Consider the following 16,596-nt stretch of genomic DNA (forward strand, 5'->3'; position numbering starts at 1 on the left):
AGGAGTAAAAGAGCAAAAACTAGGTTTGCTCTTTTGTGAAATAGTGAATGAAAAATATTGAAAAAAACAAAAAAATAAAAAAAGATTTTTGTAAGAAAAACTTAAATCTCGAGAATCTTGGAGAGCTGTTCAATTACAACAGCTATGTGATGATTTGCCCCAATAGTAACCCAATTAGTACTATTTCCGGGGCCTTTTATTTTTTTATTAGCTCTTTTCTTTTTATTTCTAAATCACCAAAAGAAAATTCTTCTCCAAAGTAATATTTGGACTCATAAACTTCATTTGCCAATTCTCTATAACTTTGACCATCTTTTTTGTATTATTATTTCTTTTACCCTTCAATACAATATACTGATCCATTGTTGTATATTTAACTTTTGGAAGAGGGCCGTATCTCATTTTAGAAAAATCTAATTCAGTATCGGTGAATTTTGTGACCCCATAATCAGAATAAATTAGTTTGTTTTTCAGATTCTTAAACATAGGCATTTCTAATATTTTATTGAACAGTTTTATGTCGTATCTATTGAAGACGGCTTTTTCTCCTGCAGAAATTGAAGAAAGATTTTCAGGGAATGAAGTTGAAGAAATTATTATTGACTCATAGAAGGTTTCGGGTATAAAAAATTCTTCTAAAATATATTTAAGTTCTCTAAATTGTCTATTAGCTTCATTTTTTTCCGTTATGATATTAAGATCTAAAATTACATCGATAAGTATATTATTACCACGTTTAAAATCTTTAATAGTTTCAAAAATATTTGTGTAACTTGGACCATCAATATCTTCTGGGATAGGTATCCTTACAGCTAATCGGTCTACTAATGGTAATAATAGTTTAGCTGTTTTAGGAAAATCATAAAAAGGTATAATAGGCAATATATTCTTATTGTTTCTTTTGAATTCTTTAATTATTTGCATTAAAAATTCCCTATCATCTCTTGAGCTGCAATTGTAGTATCAATATATGCAGGATTTTGAAAACAATCATTTAAGCATTCAAATATATTGATAGGTTCTTCATAATCTGTAATTTCAATTAATGGTATAATTCTAGATTTTTGATCGGGATTTAGCATTTTTAAAGCTTCTTGTTCTCCTTTCTTCCATTTTAAAATTGGAACATAAATTTTGTTAGTCATAAAAAAACCTCCTTAAAATGTTATTTTAGTATAAAAGTACTATATAATTACATTTTAATGGAAATTGCAACATATTTCTATGAAATAGTTTGTAATATTCTGTCGATTCTAACGAAATAAATGAGGAGTCTTATTTAGTATTTTGTAATAACATAGAATTCAATTAAAAACACAAGATTTATTTCCACTCTCACACTCTCCTAAACACCCCTTCGACAACGCCTAGAACTTTATCTTTATTGGAGCATCTTCAATAATTACATACAGAACATATGTTTGATTGATTTTACAAAATATGTTATTGTATTTCCGAGGTGATTTTATGTCATGTAGTTTAACTGAAAGACAAAAAGAAATATTAAACTTTATACAGAAAGAAATAAATACAAAAGGTTATCCACCTACCGTAAGAGAAATATGTAGAGCTGTTGGTTTGAAATCTCCTTCTACTGTTCATGGACATTTAGCCAAACTTGAGAAAAAAGGCTATATAAAAAGAGATCCAACAAAACCTAGAGCAATATCGGTAATATATACATAGAGTAGTAAGTTGAATAAATTAAATGGGGACAAATTAAGAAAATGTCCCCGAGATATTTTTGCTAACATTTTGCTAACACAATAATATAAATTATATTCATAAGAATAATTTTCTATTTTCAAAAATGTTGATTTTGCTTAGTTTTACGCACACCTATAAATTTGATTTACTAACAAAACTCTAAAAATTTAATGCCAGGAATGATGTAATAAACTTTCAAATCTGTTGAAACTAACAGATTTGAGCAAGAGAAGAATGATGATGCTAACATTTTGCTAACATTAGAGGTTTTGCATGAGTTTTGAAAACTTTTGCAAGGCCTCTTTTTTCATGTCTTTAGTTACATGAAGATATATGTTTCTAGTAATGTTATCATCTTGGTGACCTAGCCTATCCATGATTTCTTGAAGTCTTACCCCAGCTTGAGCTAGTAAAGAGGCATGAGTGTGACGTAAACCATGTGGAGTTAATAATGTAGCTATGTTTGACTTTTTAAGAATTTGAGCCATTTTTAGTTCTATTTGCTTAGGAGTTTCTGGGTACCCTGGATAGTTTATTATTTTAGTAAAGACAAAATCTTCATCATGCCAAGAGGTAAGTTTTAATTTATTTTGCCTTGTTTTATGTTTTTTAAGCTCTTTAATAAGAGTATCATCTATAGATACATTTCTTTTAGCCGTTCTAGTTTTAGGAGGCAATAAAGTATATTTAATTGTGTTGTTAGTTGGATTATAATAGGTCTTATAGATTTTAATTTCTTTATCTTTAAAATCTATATCCTTCCACTTAAGGGCACAGAGTTCTCCAATTCTCATTCCTGTATAAGCTAGTGTTAAGAAAATTGTATAGTATTGTGGATTAGCTAGTTTCTTTACTGTATCTAGAAACTCTAGAAGCTCTTCTTTCTCAAAGTATTTAGGTATTTCTTCCTCACTTTCGAGTTCTGCGACAGTTTTTTGTTTTTTAGGTATTACTGAATATTGAGTAGGATCTGATTTAATATATTTTAGTTCAACAGCTTTTTTGAATATCATTCTTGCTGTTCTGTGAATACCTAGAAGAGTATTTTCAGCAAACTTTGTATTTAGATACAATAAAAAGTCTTGATACATAGTTCCAGTGATATCTTTTAATTTGACTTGCTTAAAATATTTTAGGATATTATTAGTTTCATGGACTCTTACTCTTATAGTACTTATTTTTACTTTCCCAGTACTTGAATATAACTCTAGCCATTTTTTTACAAATTCTTTTAAAGTGATTTCGCTTTCATTTATATAGGTTCCACGATGATATTCAGTTAGAATTTCAGCCAGAGCTGCTTGGGCTTCTTTTTTAGTCCTGAAACCACCTTTGCTTTTTTGTCTTCTTTTATTCGTGATAGGGTCTTTACCTAAATCAACAACATAAGTGTAAGTTGCCCCTCTTTTATATATGTGACCTTTCAAAGTTATTCATCCTTTCTAAATATTTTTAAACAGCGTATAGGTAAATTTAATGCACTAGCAATTTGTTCAATAGTGAAGCCATCATATTCAATGGAATTTATATCAATTTCTAATAGTTTTATTGCAAAATAATCTGCTTGAATTTCAATTTTATCTCTATTTGTAAGACAATTATTGTATGCTACAGTAAAAATGTTAGTATGAAGTATTGCATGTCCAAGTTCATGTGCTAAAACAAATTTTTCGTATTCAATATTTAAATCATTTCTTATAAATACAATCTCATTCCCAAAATAATTTCTACAGTAGTAAGCTTCATTTCCTTGTAATAGAATACTTTGTTTATCTAATTTTGTAATTTTAATTTCAATGCAGTCATATAGTTCATATACATCTTTTGTGGCATATAAATCATATAATCCTAATATACAGTTATTAATCCAAGAATACATCGAAGTTATGCCCCCTTTTGAAGAATGTCATTATTTCTTATATTTATAACTGATGAGTTCGAATTGTCTTAATAATTCATTTGCAAATTCTATTATTTCATCATCACTCATTTTATTTAGATCATAGCCTCCAAAAGCCATAAGAGCTGGTTGCTCTAATATAAACTTCATGGCATCTTCTGCAGTTTTAAACTCTTTAACTTCATCGGAGTCGGATGCATTTATGCTCTTTTTTGATCTTTGGTGAGGTTTTATTTCTGAACTAATTGTATGGTTATGTTCATCTAATAGTTCACTAATTTTAATGCCTAATGCTTTTGCTATTTTGTTCAAGTTTTCAAGACTTGGATTTCTGCGTTGATGTTCTATGTCAGATATAAAAGAAATAGATAAGCCTGTTTTTTCAGCAAGATCTTTTAAAGTGAATTTTTTTTCTTTTCGTAAAACTTTTATTTTAGTACCTATATTCATGTGTATAACACCCTTTCTTTAAGAGAAATTATATTATATTACGCTTGTGGTGTAAACATACGTTTAAAGCGTAAAACGAAGAAAAGAACGGAAATATTTCGATATAGAGAGATTATCTTACACAATCTCAGTTTTTGCACTTATAGCGTAAAATATAAGAATAATCAAAGATTGAAATTACGCTTTATGCGTATTATAATTTACTCAACAAGAGTAAAAAGGAGGGAGAAAATAATGAATGATGATTTTAGAGTGTTAATGAAAGAGAAACGAGAACATAAAAAACTTTCTCAAACAAACCTTGCAATAATGATAAAAAAAAGTCCACAACTAATATGCGATATTGAAGCAGGAAGAAAAAATCCTAGTGTAGATACTTTAGTTAATATTGCAAGGATATTAGATATATCTTTAGACGATATTTTTTTAAAGAAAAATTACGCATGAAGAGTAAAAAATAAAAAAAGGGGGGATATAAATGAAATTTGATGATTTGCCAGATATTTTAACAGCAGATATTATGGCTGAATTTTTAAAACTTAGTAAGAGGAGAGTATATGAGCTTATGGATATATCGGTAGAAGCTGGAGGGATACCAAAGCTACAAATAGGCAGGAGTAAAAGAGTTATTAAAACAGACTTTATAAAATGGCTTCAAAATAAAAGGGGGAACGAAAGATGAATGAATTGATTACAAAACCAGCTACATTAGATAGCAGAGAAGTAGCTGAGATGATAGGGAAAAGACATAGTGATTTATTGAGAGATATAGAAACATATATCCAATATTTAGAAAACGCAAAATTGCGTTCTCAGGATTTTTTCTTAGAAAGCACATATAAAGCAGAAGGAAACAACAAGACATATAAGCGTTATGACGTAACCAAAAAGGGTTGTGAGTTTATAGCACATAAACTAACAGGACAAAAAGGAGCAATATTTACTGCAAGGTACATTAACAAATTTCATGAAATGGAAAATCAAATCAGAACACCTAAATGTATCGAAGATGTAATCATCTTGCAACTAGAGGAGCAAAAGAAAATTAAAAAAAGAATTGAGAAACTTGAAAACAACATGACTATAGACTATGCGCAGCAAAACAATATACGTGAAAAGGCAAATGCAAAAATTGTATCTGTACTTGGTGGTAAAGATGCCCCAGCTTATCAAAAACTTAATAAAAAAGCATTTAGTCAATTCTGGAAAGATTATCGTAGATATATGCAAGTAGGAAGTTATAAAGATACAGCAGTAGCAGAACTAGAAAAAGCAAAAGATTTTATAAAAAGATGGACACCTAATGAAGATTTGAGATTTATGATTCTTGGAGCAAATAGTCAGATGCGTATAGAATCAGAAAATATTAAAAGCATTTAAATTTTTAGGACAAGCTTAGAAAGGATGATTAAAAATGATAAAAACAAAAGACATGAACTTTGAGATTTTTACAGGGACAATGCTTTACATTACTATAGATACTTTTAGATTTATATTTGATGAAGATACTTTTTATCTAACAGTAGAAATCGAAAACAATGGAGAATTTGAATTTTTAGAAGAAGTAGAGCTAGCGGAAGATGAAGTGATTGTAAATCATGACGATTTAAAAAGAGTAGCTTTGAACTGGATATTCAAAAATGTTGAAATAGTGAAGGAATTAGAATCAGAACAAGCCTAGAGAGGGGGAGAAAGATGGATAAACAAGCAATAGAAATGATTTTAAAAGGTACTCTTGAAACAGATGTACTTACAAAAGAAGAAAAAGAAATAGCCCTAAAAATACTAAATGACTTGGAAGGGACTTTAGTAATTAGAGCTACTTCAATACTAGAATTTTGTTTAAAAGCTGTTCAATATAGCAGAATTAAAAGTTAAGTTTAGAAAAAAGTTTAGCATGAAAGATGGTGAGTATATGAAAAAGATATTAAGTACAAAAGAAAAGACAATCGATAGAGCAGAAAATGCCCTAAATCGATTGTTAAAAGGGACAAGTACTATTAATGAAATTAGACAAGAATACGGATTGAGTTTACTAAAAAATAATGATGCTAATGAGAAAATGACTATCAAAGATTGATTGCATAATGATCAAATTTCGACAAGAAAGGTGGTGAGTATATGACTAAAAAAACAAAATGTGAATTTTGCAAAAAACAAATAGCAAAGGAAAATGCATACGAAATTATAACAAGTACAGATTTTCAAACAAAGTATATTTGTGATGAATGTAATAAAAAGTTTGAAGAGTATTTCGAGGAGCCTAGAGAGGGGGGTGGAAGGATGGATAAAAAATTAAATTCAGTTATGTTAGATAGTAAAAAAGTGACTGAACAGGAAGTGCGAGTTCCAGTTCAGCCAAAAGAAATAAAAATCTATATGTGCAAAAATTGCGGAAGAGAAAACAACATCGAAAATGCTAATTATTGCACATACTGTGGCAAAAAATTATAGGCTTCTATTTTATTTTTGTTCCGCAGTTTGGACAGAATAATTTTGCATTTTGTGGAAAAGCTTCTTTGCATTCAGAACATTCGTATAGCATAGGACTACCGCATTGAGTACAAAATTTTTCTGGTTCTGTAAATTCGTTATACGTAGTTTTGTAATCACATTCTTTGTTACTGCAAAACTCACTATAAGTTATCAATTTTTATACCCCCCCTTTCTACAAAATTTTACCATATGGGGGCAAAAAACGAAAGGTGGTGTAATAAATGAAAAAGATATTAAGTACAAAAGAAAAGACAATCGATAGAGCAGAAAATGCCTTAAATCGATTGTTAAAAGGAATAAGTACTATTAATGAAATTAGACAAGAATACGGCTTGAATTTACTAAAAAATAATGATGCTAATGAGAAAATGACTATCAAAGATTGATTGCATAATGATCAAATTTCGACATGAAAGGGGGTGAGTATATGCATGGATTAGATTCTTATGCAGGCAAGATTCGAGATTTTCTAGAGATTTTAAAGAAAGAAAGGGATGAAAATTATGTTCAGTATGGCAGATTTACAGATCGTTAAAGCAGCATTGGAACTAAAAAGAAAAGAGAATATAGAGCTATTGGAATTTGCAAAGAAACATAAGAAAGAAGATGTAAGGTTTTGCGAAATTAGATTAGCAGAGGTTGAAGATATTATCGAAAAAATAGAAAAAAGCACTAAGGTTGCTGCAACAACCAAATAGTGCGTACAAAAAACAACGTTACGTGTATTATAGCAGATTTTAAGAAATTTATACAGGGGGACTAGAGATGAATAGCTTAAAAATCGAAAAGAAGAAATTGGATTATTTGATTGCTAAATACGATGATCTACAACATCCAGCAGTGCAAAAGCAATCTCGAAAAGTAGACAAGCTAGTAGTTGAACATATGAGAGAGGTGACAGCATGAATGAAAAAATGGAAGCAATGATTTCTAAAAGATACGATCTGGTTCATCAATTATTAGATCAAAAGAAAATTAATGAAATTTTAATAGCTCAATGGATAAAACATTCAGAAGAAGAAAGATACTTTGCAGGATTAGCTGAGGGTTATATTGATGCAAATAAGAAATTAAAACAACTAATATGGCAGTATGGAATAAAGCGTAGGTGTTGAATGTGAGAACTAGAAGATTCAGAAATATTGAAACAGGTGAAATAGTTGATGTTTCGGAACTAGATTTCATTAAATATTTCTATGATTCAAAATTTGAAGGGGAGCAGGTTTTGGAGTAAAAGTATATTACGTTGGCCAAAAGATAGGGCATAACGTAGTTAAAGAGATTAAAAACTGCAGTTTGCCAGAACCTGAAGAACAATCTTTTCAATTAAACACTAAATGATGAAGTTTTACAAATAGGCGATCGATTCTATATCAAAGCAACTGCTACATTCACAGATATAGAGAAAGGTGAAAGTATAAAAGTAGATGCTCTTGCAAGAGAGGATTTAAATAAAAAAGGAATGGACTTAGCACAAATAACTGGTAGTGTATCGTCATACGCTAGGAAATACGCTTTAAACGGATTATTTTGTATAGATGATACAAAAGACAGTGATGCAACAAACAATCATGGTAAGGGTGATAAGGACAAGCAGTCAAAGAAATTAAGTGAAGCACAAGTTAAAAGACTATATGCAATAGGAGCTAAAAATGGATATGATGCTGAATGCGTGAAGAAAGCAGTATTGAAGAAATATAGTAAAACAAAAGCAGAAGATTTAACTAAACAAGAGTATGATGAACTAATCAAAAACATAGAAGCTAATCCTAAGAAATAGGAGGACAAGCCATGAAATATTTGAGATTAGAGCGGGGACATGTTCCCCGCAAGGTTAAAAAACAACGCAGAATGCATATGTGCGTATTAATCATATCGTTAGTATTGGCGGTAATTTGTAAACTTATACATTTAGGAGTTATTTAAGGTAGGTGGGAGGATTGGCCAAAGATGCATATTATTTTTCACATGATAGTAATGCAAGACATGACCCTAAAATACTAGCAATGAGGAGCGTTTATGGTTCAGAAGGGTATGGATGGTACTGGATACTCATAGAAACGTTTAGAGAACAAGAAAACTACAAATTAAAAATTACTAAGCATGTGTATAATGCACTTGCAATGCAAATGCAATGCAATGCAGAGCAAGCGCAATGCTATGTAAATGATTGCATAAATGAGTTCGAACTATTTGAAACAGATGGAGATTTTATATGGTCAAACTCACTTCTTAAAAGAATGCAAAATAAAGAAGAAAAATCAGAAAAAGCTAGAAAAGCAGCTCAAGCTAGATGGAATAAAAACAAGGGAAATCAAGGGTTAGAAGTAAACAAAGAAAGCGAATGTAATGCAGGTGCAATGCAAACGCAATGCGAAAGCAATACATTAAAGGAAAGTAAAGGAAAGGAAAGTAAAAGAAATAAAAAAGATATAAATAATATTCCTGTCAAATTAAAATTTGACGTTGATTCAACTCAATATAGATTAGCAAATTATCTTAAGAATTATATTCTAAAAAATAATCCTAAAGCTAAAGTACCTGGATTAAAAGATATGGATAAATGGTCAGTACACATAGATCGTCTAATTAGATTAGATGGCAGAACAGAGGATGAAATTAAAAAAGTAATCCAATGGTGCCAGAAGGATTCGTTTTGGATGACAAATATATTAAGCACTAAAAAGCTAAGGGAAAAATTTGACACATTATTTCTGCAAATGAACAACGAGCGGACAAAGAAGGGTTATGGCAGAGGAAAACAGTTTGAAACAAATACAGAGAAAATTATGGATAGCATGGATTCGATCCAAAGATTCTTAGAAATGGAGGAGGAAGATGGATAAGAAGAAATTTGTTGAGGGGATTATGGCCCTAGAAAGTGTATATGACAATTTTAGAATCCTTAAAGACGAAAGAAGCACCATGTTATGGTACAAGATTTTCAAAGAAGATGATCCAAAACTGTTTGAAATGGCTATTGAAACATATATAGCAACGAATGAATTCAAACCAACTCCTGCAGGAATCAGAAAATGCATGGAAAAATTGGCTACAAATTACAATCTAAATGGAGCTGAGGCATGGGGGAAAGTTATGGAACTCATAAAGAAATATGGATGGTACAGGGCAGATGAAGCGTTACAAGAGATAAAAAGTGACAGGCCGTTATATCAAGCTGTACAAGCTATGGGGTTTAGAGAGTTATGTGTTAGCGAAAATCTTATGGCAGATAGGGCACATTTTCTCAAAATGTATGAGCAATATATGAAACGTGAATCTGACAAAGTAATGTTGCCAGGAAGAGTACAAAATGATCTAAAACAGTTGCAGCAGGTTGATAGCGTAACGAAACTTCTTACTGAGAAATTTGAAATGAATAAAACATCTTAATGAGTGTAAAAAAAAGGGGGAATAAGTATGGGTTTGTTATATGCACTTATGCAAAAGAGAGATAGAAAAGCAGATGAATATAACAAAGCACTAGAACGGATTAGAGAAGCAGAAAAAACTGGAGAGGGGTTAGAAGCAAGAATAATTGTTGCGAAAGTTTTACACGAAGAATTGGCAAGGTTAGATAAGCAAATAGAACGTGGAAAAGAGAAATTTTACGTTCAGAGGTGGGAGGAATGAGAAAGAAAACCGCTACAACGAAGAAAAAGCGAATGAACATAGAGGACTTCATAGATGAAGATTACAAACGCAGAACAGAAGAAGCTGAAAGAAAGTATGCAGAACAAATTAAAGCAAGTGAAATGAAAGAATATAAGCTTAGCGAAGAAGAATTGGAGAAGTACAGAAAAATGCAATGTAAAACAGAAGAGATGCCATTAGAAGTAAAAATCCATAGCAGTTTAAATAGGGGGAATAGTGAAATGAGATTGAATTTAGAAAAATTAAGAAAACATGTAGAAGAAGAAAAAATGACAGCTGAAGAAATTGCAAAGAAGTATGATTATCCGATTAGGAATGTAAAGGCTATGATCGGCAAATTAAAACCAAAAAAAGAGCCGTATGAAGATGAAAATACTCAAAAGCAAAATTTTAAAGCATTAAAACTAAAAGTAATGGAATTTAAAGGAGAATCGTTAGTATACAGAATGCAAGATGATGTATTGTCTATCATCAAAGGTAATCAAGGGATAAGAGTTGAGCTTAAAGAATTAGACACGATCATTAGAGAGCTCCAGGAACTTAAGGAAGCGGTAAACAATGGATAAAAGAAAATTAAAAGAGATCGCAGAAGAAGCAGTAAAAATTTATTTTGATGAATACTGTACGGTAGCAGAGGCTTTAGAGAAAGCAGAAAAGATTTTAAGGGGGAAGATTGATGGGACAAGGACATATACAAACGATATTAACACCTAATGGGAAAATTGAGGATGAACTAAGAATAACAATACCAGATATTCCACCTAGCAATAATAAGTACATGGGTAGGGGTTCAACATACACTCAGGCTTTTCAGTATCAATCAGAAAAGAAGAAATGGCAGTCGGTAATAGGTTGGCTAGTCCGAGAACAAAAATGGGCTCAGAATCCATTTAAAAAGGCTGTGGTAGAAATTACCTATTTCTTCAAAGACAAAAGACGAAGAGATCCTGATAATTATAGCGGGAAATTCATACTAGATAGCTTAGTTCGAGTAGGAGTGTTGCAAGATGATAGTTTTGGAAATGTAGAGTTGATCTTGAAAGGGGATTATGACAAGAAAAATCCTAGAACTGAAGTAAGGGTTAGGAAAAGTGAATGAATACGCTGAAATAGTTGGATATAGAAATTCAAAAAAAGGAACAGAATTGCTTGTCATAATTCCAGATAGACAATTCCAATCAAAGATAAAAAGATTTGCTGAAAATAAAAAAGTAAAAGCTATGATACGGATAGATGATAATAGGCATATTACGATAGATCAACTTAAGAAAGCACACGTACTTATGGCAGAAATAGCAACATATCTTGGATATCCAGCAGATTGGTTTAAGGCACTTATGAAAAGCTGGTATACAGAGCTATATGACGATTTGAAAGATGGCTTTAGTATGGCAAATATGTCTGTAGATCAAGCGAGAAGATTTATAAATTTGATTATAGAGTTTGCTTTTGAAATGGATATACCGCTTAAATACAATGAAATGCCAAGTATCGTGGAGATTAATGATTATTTGTATATATGTTTGAGATATAAGAAATGTGTGATATGCGGAAAAGAAGCCGAAATACATCATTGGGATGCAATAGGTATGGGAAATGATAGGAGAAGATTTGATGATAGCAAATTAAGAAAAATAGCACTTTGTAGGGTTCATCATATAGAAGCACATACGATTGGCAGAGATACATTTGCAGAGAAGTACCATGTGTATGGAATTGTATATAAGGAGGCTTGAAATGAGGATAGGGGACAAAGTGTACATATGGGACATACAGAGCGACCTATTCATCAAAGCAGGGGAAGTTTTAGAAATTAAAGCAAATAAGGTGCTGGTAATGATCATAACAGGACAAATAGGACGGCGAGGTTGCATTGTTGATTGGTTTAGCATGGACAAGTTGTATCTAAAATCTAAAAAATTGGCTTGAGGAGGAATAAAAAGTGAGAAATACTGATGCAGTGATGATTAAAAAAGCAATAATTCATGTTTTAGATAGAAATGCTGATGCTCCAATACTCACAGACTATGAACAGGAAATCAATGAGGATATTCATGAGTTTTTAGAAAAGCATATTGTGAAATCTTTGAGTAGCGAAGAAAATCGAAAAGGAAAGTTCAGAGGTGGTTCAACGATTGTGAAAGATTCATGTGCAGCAATATTTAAGAACAAAGAAACATTTATCGAAGCTTCAAAGGATATTGCAAATCAGTTGTTTAAGGCGATGAAAAAGGATAACAACATACCTTCTGCTGATTTAGTGATATGTTTATATACAGCAAAGGATAAGAACTACATAGGCGTATTGAAACTAGATTACAAAAAGTCATTCATCCATAATGTTGAATTTGAAGAGGACAAGCTTAAGACATCCATAGTGCCACAAATGATAGGTTTGCCTGGAATGAGCCAAAAGTTACAACAATGTGCTTTTGTAAAAGAAATAGATGAAGAGGATGAATATGATCTAATTTTTTTGGATAAGCAAGTTTACGGTGACGATTTTGAGCAGCTATTTTCAAATGTATTTCTGAACTGCAGGTCGCTGATTGATGATAGGGATAAGACGAAGATTTTTAAAAATGTTACTGAAAAGTGGACTAGAAGAAACCTAAAAGAAGACATAGATAAGGCTCAGGAAGTAAGAGAAGAAGTTATTGCATCCATGAAAAATTGCGCTGAGATAGATGTTGAAAAGTTTGTACAGAGTGTTTTTGGTAATGATGTTGAAATGCAGCAAAATTTTATACAACACCTTGAAAGAGAAGGGATTCAATTAGAAAAAATTGAGATTGATAAAAAATGGGTTGAGAAAAAAATGAAAAAGAGAATTATGAAAACAGATACAGGTATAGAGATAAAAAGGAGAGTATGAGGATTTAGAAGATAAAAATGAAATTTGAAATAGTAAGGAATGGAGATGGAACGGTAAATCTGATTATAAAAAAAATGTTAGAAGTATGATGGAAAGGTAAGCGGAAACGTTGTAGTTAGTGGTGGGGGAGAGATGAAAATGCCAGATTACTTTTTGGGAATGGTATAAAAAAATAAAAGGGTATAATCGGCTACTAGATAAGGAAATATGTTTTTAGAAATAAGACATTTTTTTAATTGGATGTTGTATAGAGTATCTTACAGAAAAAGGACAAAAAATAAACAATTTGCAGGGACAAAACAATTTAGATGAAATTTTGGAATATTTGACATTGGGCGTAGCATGGACAAAATAGAATATTAGTGGTGGTGGGAGTATGAAAAAATATAATAGATTCACTTTTCTAAAGTCCTGGTAAACCAGGTTGTGGAGGATTGAGGACACATCACATGTCCAATAGGAAGTCCAACCATGCGAAAGCATGATCCGTGCAGGGTGAAAAACAAAAGCGTAAAACTTGCTCATGGTAGCGTCGGTGATGTAGGACAAAGACTTAATGGCGTGGGAAGCCCGAGCAGGTGACCTTTCTGAGATTGTGAAATACAATCAAAAGGAAGGTTAGAAAAGTGAAACATATCATAAGTTTTTCAGGTGGGAAAGATTCAACAGCAATGTTGCTGATGATGATTGAAAAAAATATGAAAATTGATGAAATAATCTTTTGTGATACAGGAATGGAATTTCCAGATATGTATGAGCATATCAGAAAAGTTGAAAAGTATATTGGAAGGATCATAACCAAACTAAAATCTAATGACAGCTTTGAATATTATATGTTCATCCACGAAAAAAAGAGTGGTCAAATAGGTTACGGATGGCCTGATTTTAGAAATAGATGGTGTACTCAAATGCTAAAAAAATCGGTTATATCAAAACATTTAAGGAGTATAGAAGATGAAATAATCGAGTATCATGGAATAGCCTTAGATGAAGCCCATAGAGCGAAGAAAAACAAAGAGAAGGCAATACGTTATCCTCTAATTGAGTGGGGGATTACGGAAACAGAGGCATTACAATATTGTTATGAAAAAGGATTTAATTGGAACGGCTTATACGAAAAGTTTGACAGGGTAAGTTGTTGGTGTTGCCCACTCAAAGGATTACAGGAATTAAGAAATTTATACAGATACTATCCAAAATATTGGAAGAGGTTAAAACGAATGGATGAATTAGCACATAACAGATTCAGGTTAGATTATAGCTTTGAAGAAATGGAAAAAAGATTCTCAAAAGAAATTTATTTGGAAGAAAATCAACTAACAATATGGGGCTGACTCCAGCCCTGCTGAATAAGATTATACAACGAATAGGCCATATTGCTAACATATGGTGGAAAGTGAGGGGTAAATATGAGTATACAAGCACATAGATGCAATCAAGACAATTGCAACGGATTTATATTAGCTGAAAATGCTGATTATAACTATGAACATGCAATGAAAAATAACAATGGTATTCTTGATAGATGTAAATGTACTGAATGTGGCAAAGAATTTGTAATGGTAGTAGCTCATGTATTAGTTGAAGTTGACGAAGATGATATGTTGGTTGATGAGCTTCCTCAATGTGATATTAGGGAATATGAAAAATCTCAAATTAGAAAGTGAGGGAGGTTGAGTAAAAATGAAAATTGAGGAAAAATTAATTTGTAGAAAAAATGGAAGCGTTGTAGAGTTAATGATCGGCAATAGATGTATAGGGGAAAGGAAAAATTAGAATTGTTGTTAGTAAAGAAAAGTTTTTAAGAACAAAAAGAATATTGATAAAAAGTGGTATTTTAGAAGAAAGTGAGGGAAAAGCATGAATCGTTTTTATGAATTAGTTTTAATAGATAGAATTAAAAAACTTGAAGAAAAAAACAAAAGATTAAAAATAGAAATAAAAGAACATAAAAAACAAAATCCAGTATTTGTTGATAACGGAAATCATGAAGAATGTATGAAATTATGGAATAGAATTGAAGAATTAGAAGAAGAAAATGAGAATTTAAAATTTCAACATGAGAAAATGGCTGAAAAGATTAGAGAACTTAGAAAATTCAAGAATGAAGCTGTAAAAAGAGTTGTGAGTGCAGAAAAAAATTAAATCATGAATTAATAAAAAGCACTAGAATTTATGTTAAATTGGAACACAAAAAAATATCAGAAGAAATGGGAATAGCAGATACAGAAGAAAGTTTAATAAAGTTTATTGAGTTAAAAAAGCTGCTAGAAAAAGCAGAGAAGGTGATCTAAATTAATTATAAAAGAATATGAGATGATGAAAAAAAGCAGGGTTTGTGGCATTTGAAATAGGGAATTTTTAAATTGCTTACAAAAATATAGCAAGAAAAAAAATAAATTATCCTATTTGGGAGATATAATTGATTCTATAGATATTTTTAGTTACAGGGATTGCAAATATTATATATTTCCCTTTTAATTTCTTAGCAACTTTATACGGCTTTATACCTAAAATACGAATACTAGATGCAAATACAGAATTAAAAGGAAAACAAATGGATAAAGAAAAGTATGCTAGAGAAATTAATTATAAATGTCCAGATTGTGAATTTGCTTTTAATAAAGCTGCATGTGAAACTTGTAGATACAAATATGGATTAGAACAACATATTAAAAATATATCAGATTAAATTGAGGATTAGTGGAGATGGTGATAGAGCAATGAAGAAATTTGATTTATGTATTGCAGATTGTAAGCGGTGTAATGGTATAAATGTAGAGCATATAGAAAGAAATGTATACAAATGCAAAGAGACAGGAAAAGTTTTGTTGTATATGATGTCGACAAAGAAATTACGAGAAATTAAGTCAGAGAAGGTGGTTGAATAATGGAACAATTATCATTTCTTGATTTAATAGATAGCAAAATAACAATTAAAGAGTTTAAGGAATATTTAAACAAGTTTGATGATGAAGATAATATAGCATTTGTTGTAGTTGATTCAAAAGAACGGAAACATTTTCTATCAAGAGAAATTTATTTACTAGCAGAAAGACCTGCAGTTTTATTTGATACTTATGTTTCAGAAGATTATTAGGGAGCGAAAGGGGGAATGCAAAAATGAACAGCGTTAATCTTATAGGAAGATGGACAAGAGATCCAGAAATGCGATTTACTCAAAACGGAAAAGCATTAACAAAAGTAAGTATAGCTGTTAATAGAACTTTTGGAGAAGGAGCAGATTTCTTTGAAGTTGTGATATGGGGAAAGATTGCTGAGAATACAGCACAATATACGAAAAAAGGTAGCAAAGTAGGAATAGAGGGTAGGCTACAACAGGAAACATGGGAAAAAGATGGACAGAAAAGAAGTAAAGTTGTGATAGTAGCTGAGAGAGTAGAATTTCTTGATAATAAAAATAGCCAATCCAATCCCAATAATGAAATAGATGGATTTCAAGCAATAGATGATGACGATGATATACCATTTTAAGCATTAAGGGGGCAAAGCA

General features: G+C 31.1%; 33 protein-coding genes and 2 pseudogenes. 29 read left to right on the forward strand and 6 right to left on the reverse strand.

Annotated elements, in window-relative coordinates; all coding sequences use genetic code 11:
- Window positions 1-228: 228 nt before the first annotated feature.
- Both FQB35_RS15555 and FQB35_RS16495 read right to left on the reverse strand, forming a co-directional pair.
- The gene (locus tag FQB35_RS15555) at window positions 229-924 is read right to left on the reverse strand and encodes a beta family protein (protein WP_148810911.1); all 696 of its coding nucleotides are present in this window, start codon (window positions 922-924) and stop codon (window positions 229-231) included.
- Window positions 924-1,145 (reverse strand): beta family protein, encoded by a 222-nt coding sequence (locus FQB35_RS16495; RefSeq protein WP_148810912.1) that lies wholly within the window; start codon window positions 1,143-1,145, stop codon window positions 924-926. The genes FQB35_RS15555 and FQB35_RS16495 overlap by 1 nt, the downstream gene beginning before the upstream one ends.
- Window positions 1,146-1,467: 322 nt before the next feature.
- Between FQB35_RS16495 and FQB35_RS15565 the strand changes: the two are divergent.
- Window positions 1,468-1,677, forward strand: a pseudogene (locus tag FQB35_RS15565) (LexA family protein); the annotation flags it as partial.
- A gap of 290 nt (window positions 1,678-1,967) precedes the next feature.
- Here the strand turns inward: FQB35_RS15565 and FQB35_RS15570 are convergent.
- The 3 genes from FQB35_RS15570 to FQB35_RS15580 are packed head-to-tail and all read right to left on the reverse strand — an operon-like array spanning window position 1,968 to window position 4,057.
- Window positions 1,968-3,134, reverse strand: a complete 1,167-nt coding sequence (locus FQB35_RS15570) for a site-specific integrase (RefSeq protein ID WP_231701915.1) — start codon at window positions 3,132-3,134, stop codon at window positions 1,968-1,970.
- Between the two features lie 2 nt (window positions 3,135-3,136).
- Window positions 3,137-3,586, reverse strand: a complete 450-nt coding sequence (locus FQB35_RS15575; RefSeq protein WP_148810915.1) for an ImmA/IrrE family metallo-endopeptidase — start codon at window positions 3,584-3,586, stop codon at window positions 3,137-3,139.
- A gap of 30 nt (window positions 3,587-3,616) precedes the next feature.
- Window positions 3,617-4,057, reverse strand: coding sequence for a helix-turn-helix domain-containing protein (locus tag FQB35_RS15580; RefSeq protein ID WP_148810916.1), 441 nt, complete (start codon window positions 4,055-4,057; stop codon window positions 3,617-3,619).
- A 234-nt stretch (window positions 4,058-4,291) separates the two neighbouring features.
- Here FQB35_RS15580 and FQB35_RS15585 point away from each other — a divergent pair, with 234 nt between their 5' ends.
- From FQB35_RS15585 to FQB35_RS15610, 7 genes are read left to right on the forward strand one after another with little or no spacing between them, the layout of a single operon-like run.
- A complete protein-coding gene (locus FQB35_RS15585; RefSeq protein WP_148810917.1) occupies window positions 4,292-4,504 on the forward strand; it encodes a helix-turn-helix transcriptional regulator in 213 nt (70 codons plus the stop codon).
- A 31-nt stretch (window positions 4,505-4,535) separates the two neighbouring features.
- Window positions 4,536-4,739 (forward strand): helix-turn-helix domain-containing protein, encoded by a 204-nt coding sequence (locus FQB35_RS15590; RefSeq protein ID WP_148810918.1) that lies wholly within the window; start codon window positions 4,536-4,538, stop codon window positions 4,737-4,739.
- Window positions 4,736-5,437: a Rha family transcriptional regulator gene (locus FQB35_RS15595; protein ID WP_148810919.1), complete on the forward strand. Its 702-nt coding sequence runs from the start codon at window positions 4,736-4,738 to the stop codon at window positions 5,435-5,437. Before FQB35_RS15590 ends, FQB35_RS15595 begins: the two co-directional genes overlap by 4 nt.
- A 34-nt stretch (window positions 5,438-5,471) precedes the next feature.
- The gene (locus tag FQB35_RS15600) at window positions 5,472-5,738 is read left to right on the forward strand and encodes a ubiquitin (protein ID WP_148810920.1); all 267 of its coding nucleotides are present in this window, start codon (window positions 5,472-5,474) and stop codon (window positions 5,736-5,738) included.
- Window positions 5,739-5,752: 14 nt separating this feature from the next.
- Window positions 5,753-5,935 carry a hypothetical protein gene (locus tag FQB35_RS15605; protein WP_148810921.1) on the forward strand — a complete coding sequence of 61 codons (183 nt, stop codon included), beginning with the start codon at window positions 5,753-5,755 and terminating at the stop codon, window positions 5,933-5,935.
- A gap of 37 nt (window positions 5,936-5,972) precedes the next feature.
- A complete protein-coding gene (locus FQB35_RS15995; protein WP_168198410.1) occupies window positions 5,973-6,137 on the forward strand; it encodes a hypothetical protein in 165 nt (54 codons plus the stop codon).
- Between the two features lie 41 nt (window positions 6,138-6,178).
- Complete coding sequence (locus FQB35_RS15610; RefSeq protein ID WP_148810922.1) at window positions 6,179-6,511, forward strand: zinc-ribbon domain-containing protein; 333 nt, start codon at window positions 6,179-6,181, stop codon at window positions 6,509-6,511.
- 4 nt (window positions 6,512-6,515) lie between these two features.
- Here FQB35_RS15610 and FQB35_RS15615 read toward each other — a convergent pair whose 3' ends face one another.
- Window positions 6,516-6,707: a zinc ribbon domain-containing protein gene (locus tag FQB35_RS15615; RefSeq protein WP_148810923.1), complete on the reverse strand. Its 192-nt coding sequence runs from the start codon at window positions 6,705-6,707 to the stop codon at window positions 6,516-6,518.
- Window positions 6,708-6,774: 67 nt separating this feature from the next.
- Between FQB35_RS15615 and FQB35_RS16000 the strand changes: the two genes are divergently transcribed.
- The 21 genes and pseudogenes from FQB35_RS16000 to FQB35_RS15695 all read left to right on the forward strand — a co-directional run bounded on the left by FQB35_RS16000 (window position 6,775) and on the right by FQB35_RS15695 (window position 16,577).
- A complete protein-coding gene (locus FQB35_RS16000) occupies window positions 6,775-6,939 on the forward strand; it encodes a hypothetical protein (protein WP_168198411.1) in 165 nt (54 codons plus the stop codon).
- Window positions 6,940-7,056: 117 nt separating this feature from the next.
- A complete protein-coding gene (locus FQB35_RS15620) occupies window positions 7,057-7,251 on the forward strand; it encodes a nucleotidyl transferase family protein (protein ID WP_207707407.1) in 195 nt (64 codons plus the stop codon).
- 67 nt (window positions 7,252-7,318) lie between these two features.
- Complete coding sequence (locus tag FQB35_RS15625; RefSeq protein WP_148810925.1) at window positions 7,319-7,459, forward strand: Spo0E family sporulation regulatory protein-aspartic acid phosphatase; 141 nt, start codon at window positions 7,319-7,321, stop codon at window positions 7,457-7,459.
- Entirely contained in the window at window positions 7,456-7,668 is a 213-nt protein-coding gene (locus tag FQB35_RS15630; RefSeq protein WP_148810926.1) for a hypothetical protein, read from the forward strand. The genes FQB35_RS15625 and FQB35_RS15630 overlap by 4 nt, the downstream gene beginning before the upstream one ends.
- Window positions 7,669-7,904: 236 nt before the next feature.
- Window positions 7,905-8,333, forward strand: a pseudogene (locus tag FQB35_RS15635) (ERF family protein); the annotation flags it as partial.
- Between the two features lie 11 nt (window positions 8,334-8,344).
- Window positions 8,345-8,479 (forward strand): hypothetical protein, encoded by a 135-nt coding sequence (locus tag FQB35_RS16500; protein WP_269902721.1) that lies wholly within the window; start codon window positions 8,345-8,347, stop codon window positions 8,477-8,479.
- A gap of 14 nt (window positions 8,480-8,493) precedes the next feature.
- Complete coding sequence (locus FQB35_RS15640) at window positions 8,494-9,399, forward strand: DUF4373 domain-containing protein (protein WP_168198412.1); 906 nt, start codon at window positions 8,494-8,496, stop codon at window positions 9,397-9,399.
- Window positions 9,392-9,946: a hypothetical protein gene (locus FQB35_RS15645; RefSeq protein WP_148810929.1), complete on the forward strand. Its 555-nt coding sequence runs from the start codon at window positions 9,392-9,394 to the stop codon at window positions 9,944-9,946. Before FQB35_RS15640 ends, FQB35_RS15645 begins: the two co-directional genes overlap by 8 nt.
- Window positions 9,947-9,973: 27 nt before the next feature.
- Window positions 9,974-10,186 (forward strand): hypothetical protein, encoded by a 213-nt coding sequence (locus FQB35_RS15650; RefSeq protein ID WP_148810930.1) that lies wholly within the window; start codon window positions 9,974-9,976, stop codon window positions 10,184-10,186.
- The gene (locus FQB35_RS15655; protein ID WP_148810931.1) at window positions 10,183-10,773 is read left to right on the forward strand and encodes a hypothetical protein; all 591 of its coding nucleotides are present in this window, start codon (window positions 10,183-10,185) and stop codon (window positions 10,771-10,773) included. The genes FQB35_RS15650 and FQB35_RS15655 overlap by 4 nt, the downstream gene beginning before the upstream one ends.
- Entirely contained in the window at window positions 10,766-10,921 is a 156-nt protein-coding gene (locus FQB35_RS16005) for a hypothetical protein (RefSeq protein WP_168198413.1), read from the forward strand. The genes FQB35_RS15655 and FQB35_RS16005 overlap by 8 nt, the downstream gene beginning before the upstream one ends.
- Window positions 10,884-11,306: a RusA family crossover junction endodeoxyribonuclease gene (locus FQB35_RS15660; RefSeq protein WP_148810932.1), complete on the forward strand. Its 423-nt coding sequence runs from the start codon at window positions 10,884-10,886 to the stop codon at window positions 11,304-11,306. Before FQB35_RS16005 ends, FQB35_RS15660 begins: the two co-directional genes overlap by 38 nt.
- Window positions 11,299-11,943, forward strand: coding sequence for a putative HNHc nuclease (locus FQB35_RS15665; protein WP_148810933.1), 645 nt, complete (start codon window positions 11,299-11,301; stop codon window positions 11,941-11,943). The genes FQB35_RS15660 and FQB35_RS15665 overlap by 8 nt, the downstream gene beginning before the upstream one ends.
- Window positions 11,944-12,149: 206 nt before the next feature.
- Window positions 12,150-13,082 (forward strand): nucleoid-associated protein, encoded by a 933-nt coding sequence (locus FQB35_RS15670; protein WP_148810934.1) that lies wholly within the window; start codon window positions 12,150-12,152, stop codon window positions 13,080-13,082.
- A 626-nt stretch (window positions 13,083-13,708) separates the two neighbouring features.
- Window positions 13,709-14,416 (forward strand): phosphoadenosine phosphosulfate reductase domain-containing protein, encoded by a 708-nt coding sequence (locus FQB35_RS15675; RefSeq protein ID WP_231701916.1) that lies wholly within the window; start codon window positions 13,709-13,711, stop codon window positions 14,414-14,416.
- Window positions 14,417-14,491: 75 nt separating this feature from the next.
- On the forward strand, window positions 14,492-14,749 hold the full coding sequence (locus FQB35_RS15680; RefSeq protein ID WP_148809881.1) for a hypothetical protein: 258 nt from the start codon (window positions 14,492-14,494) through the stop codon (window positions 14,747-14,749).
- A 193-nt stretch (window positions 14,750-14,942) separates the two neighbouring features.
- Window positions 14,943-15,227 carry a hypothetical protein gene (locus FQB35_RS15685; RefSeq protein WP_148810935.1) on the forward strand — a complete coding sequence of 95 codons (285 nt, stop codon included), beginning with the start codon at window positions 14,943-14,945 and terminating at the stop codon, window positions 15,225-15,227.
- A 412-nt stretch (window positions 15,228-15,639) separates the two neighbouring features.
- Window positions 15,640-15,774 carry a hypothetical protein gene (locus tag FQB35_RS16505; RefSeq protein WP_269902722.1) on the forward strand — a complete coding sequence of 45 codons (135 nt, stop codon included), beginning with the start codon at window positions 15,640-15,642 and terminating at the stop codon, window positions 15,772-15,774.
- A gap of 31 nt (window positions 15,775-15,805) precedes the next feature.
- Window positions 15,806-15,973, forward strand: a complete 168-nt coding sequence (locus tag FQB35_RS16010; RefSeq protein ID WP_207707408.1) for a hypothetical protein — start codon at window positions 15,806-15,808, stop codon at window positions 15,971-15,973.
- Window positions 15,973-16,182 (forward strand): hypothetical protein, encoded by a 210-nt coding sequence (locus FQB35_RS15690; RefSeq protein ID WP_148810936.1) that lies wholly within the window; start codon window positions 15,973-15,975, stop codon window positions 16,180-16,182. The genes FQB35_RS16010 and FQB35_RS15690 overlap by 1 nt, the downstream gene beginning before the upstream one ends.
- Before the next feature lie 23 nt (window positions 16,183-16,205).
- The gene (locus FQB35_RS15695) at window positions 16,206-16,577 is read left to right on the forward strand and encodes a single-stranded DNA-binding protein (RefSeq protein WP_148810937.1); all 372 of its coding nucleotides are present in this window, start codon (window positions 16,206-16,208) and stop codon (window positions 16,575-16,577) included.
- Window positions 16,578-16,596 lie beyond the last annotated feature (19 nt).

Origin of the sequence: Crassaminicella thermophila, assembly GCF_008152325.1 — a bacterium.
Taxonomy (GTDB): domain Bacteria; phylum Bacillota; class Clostridia; order Peptostreptococcales; family Thermotaleaceae; genus Crassaminicella_A; species Crassaminicella_A thermophila.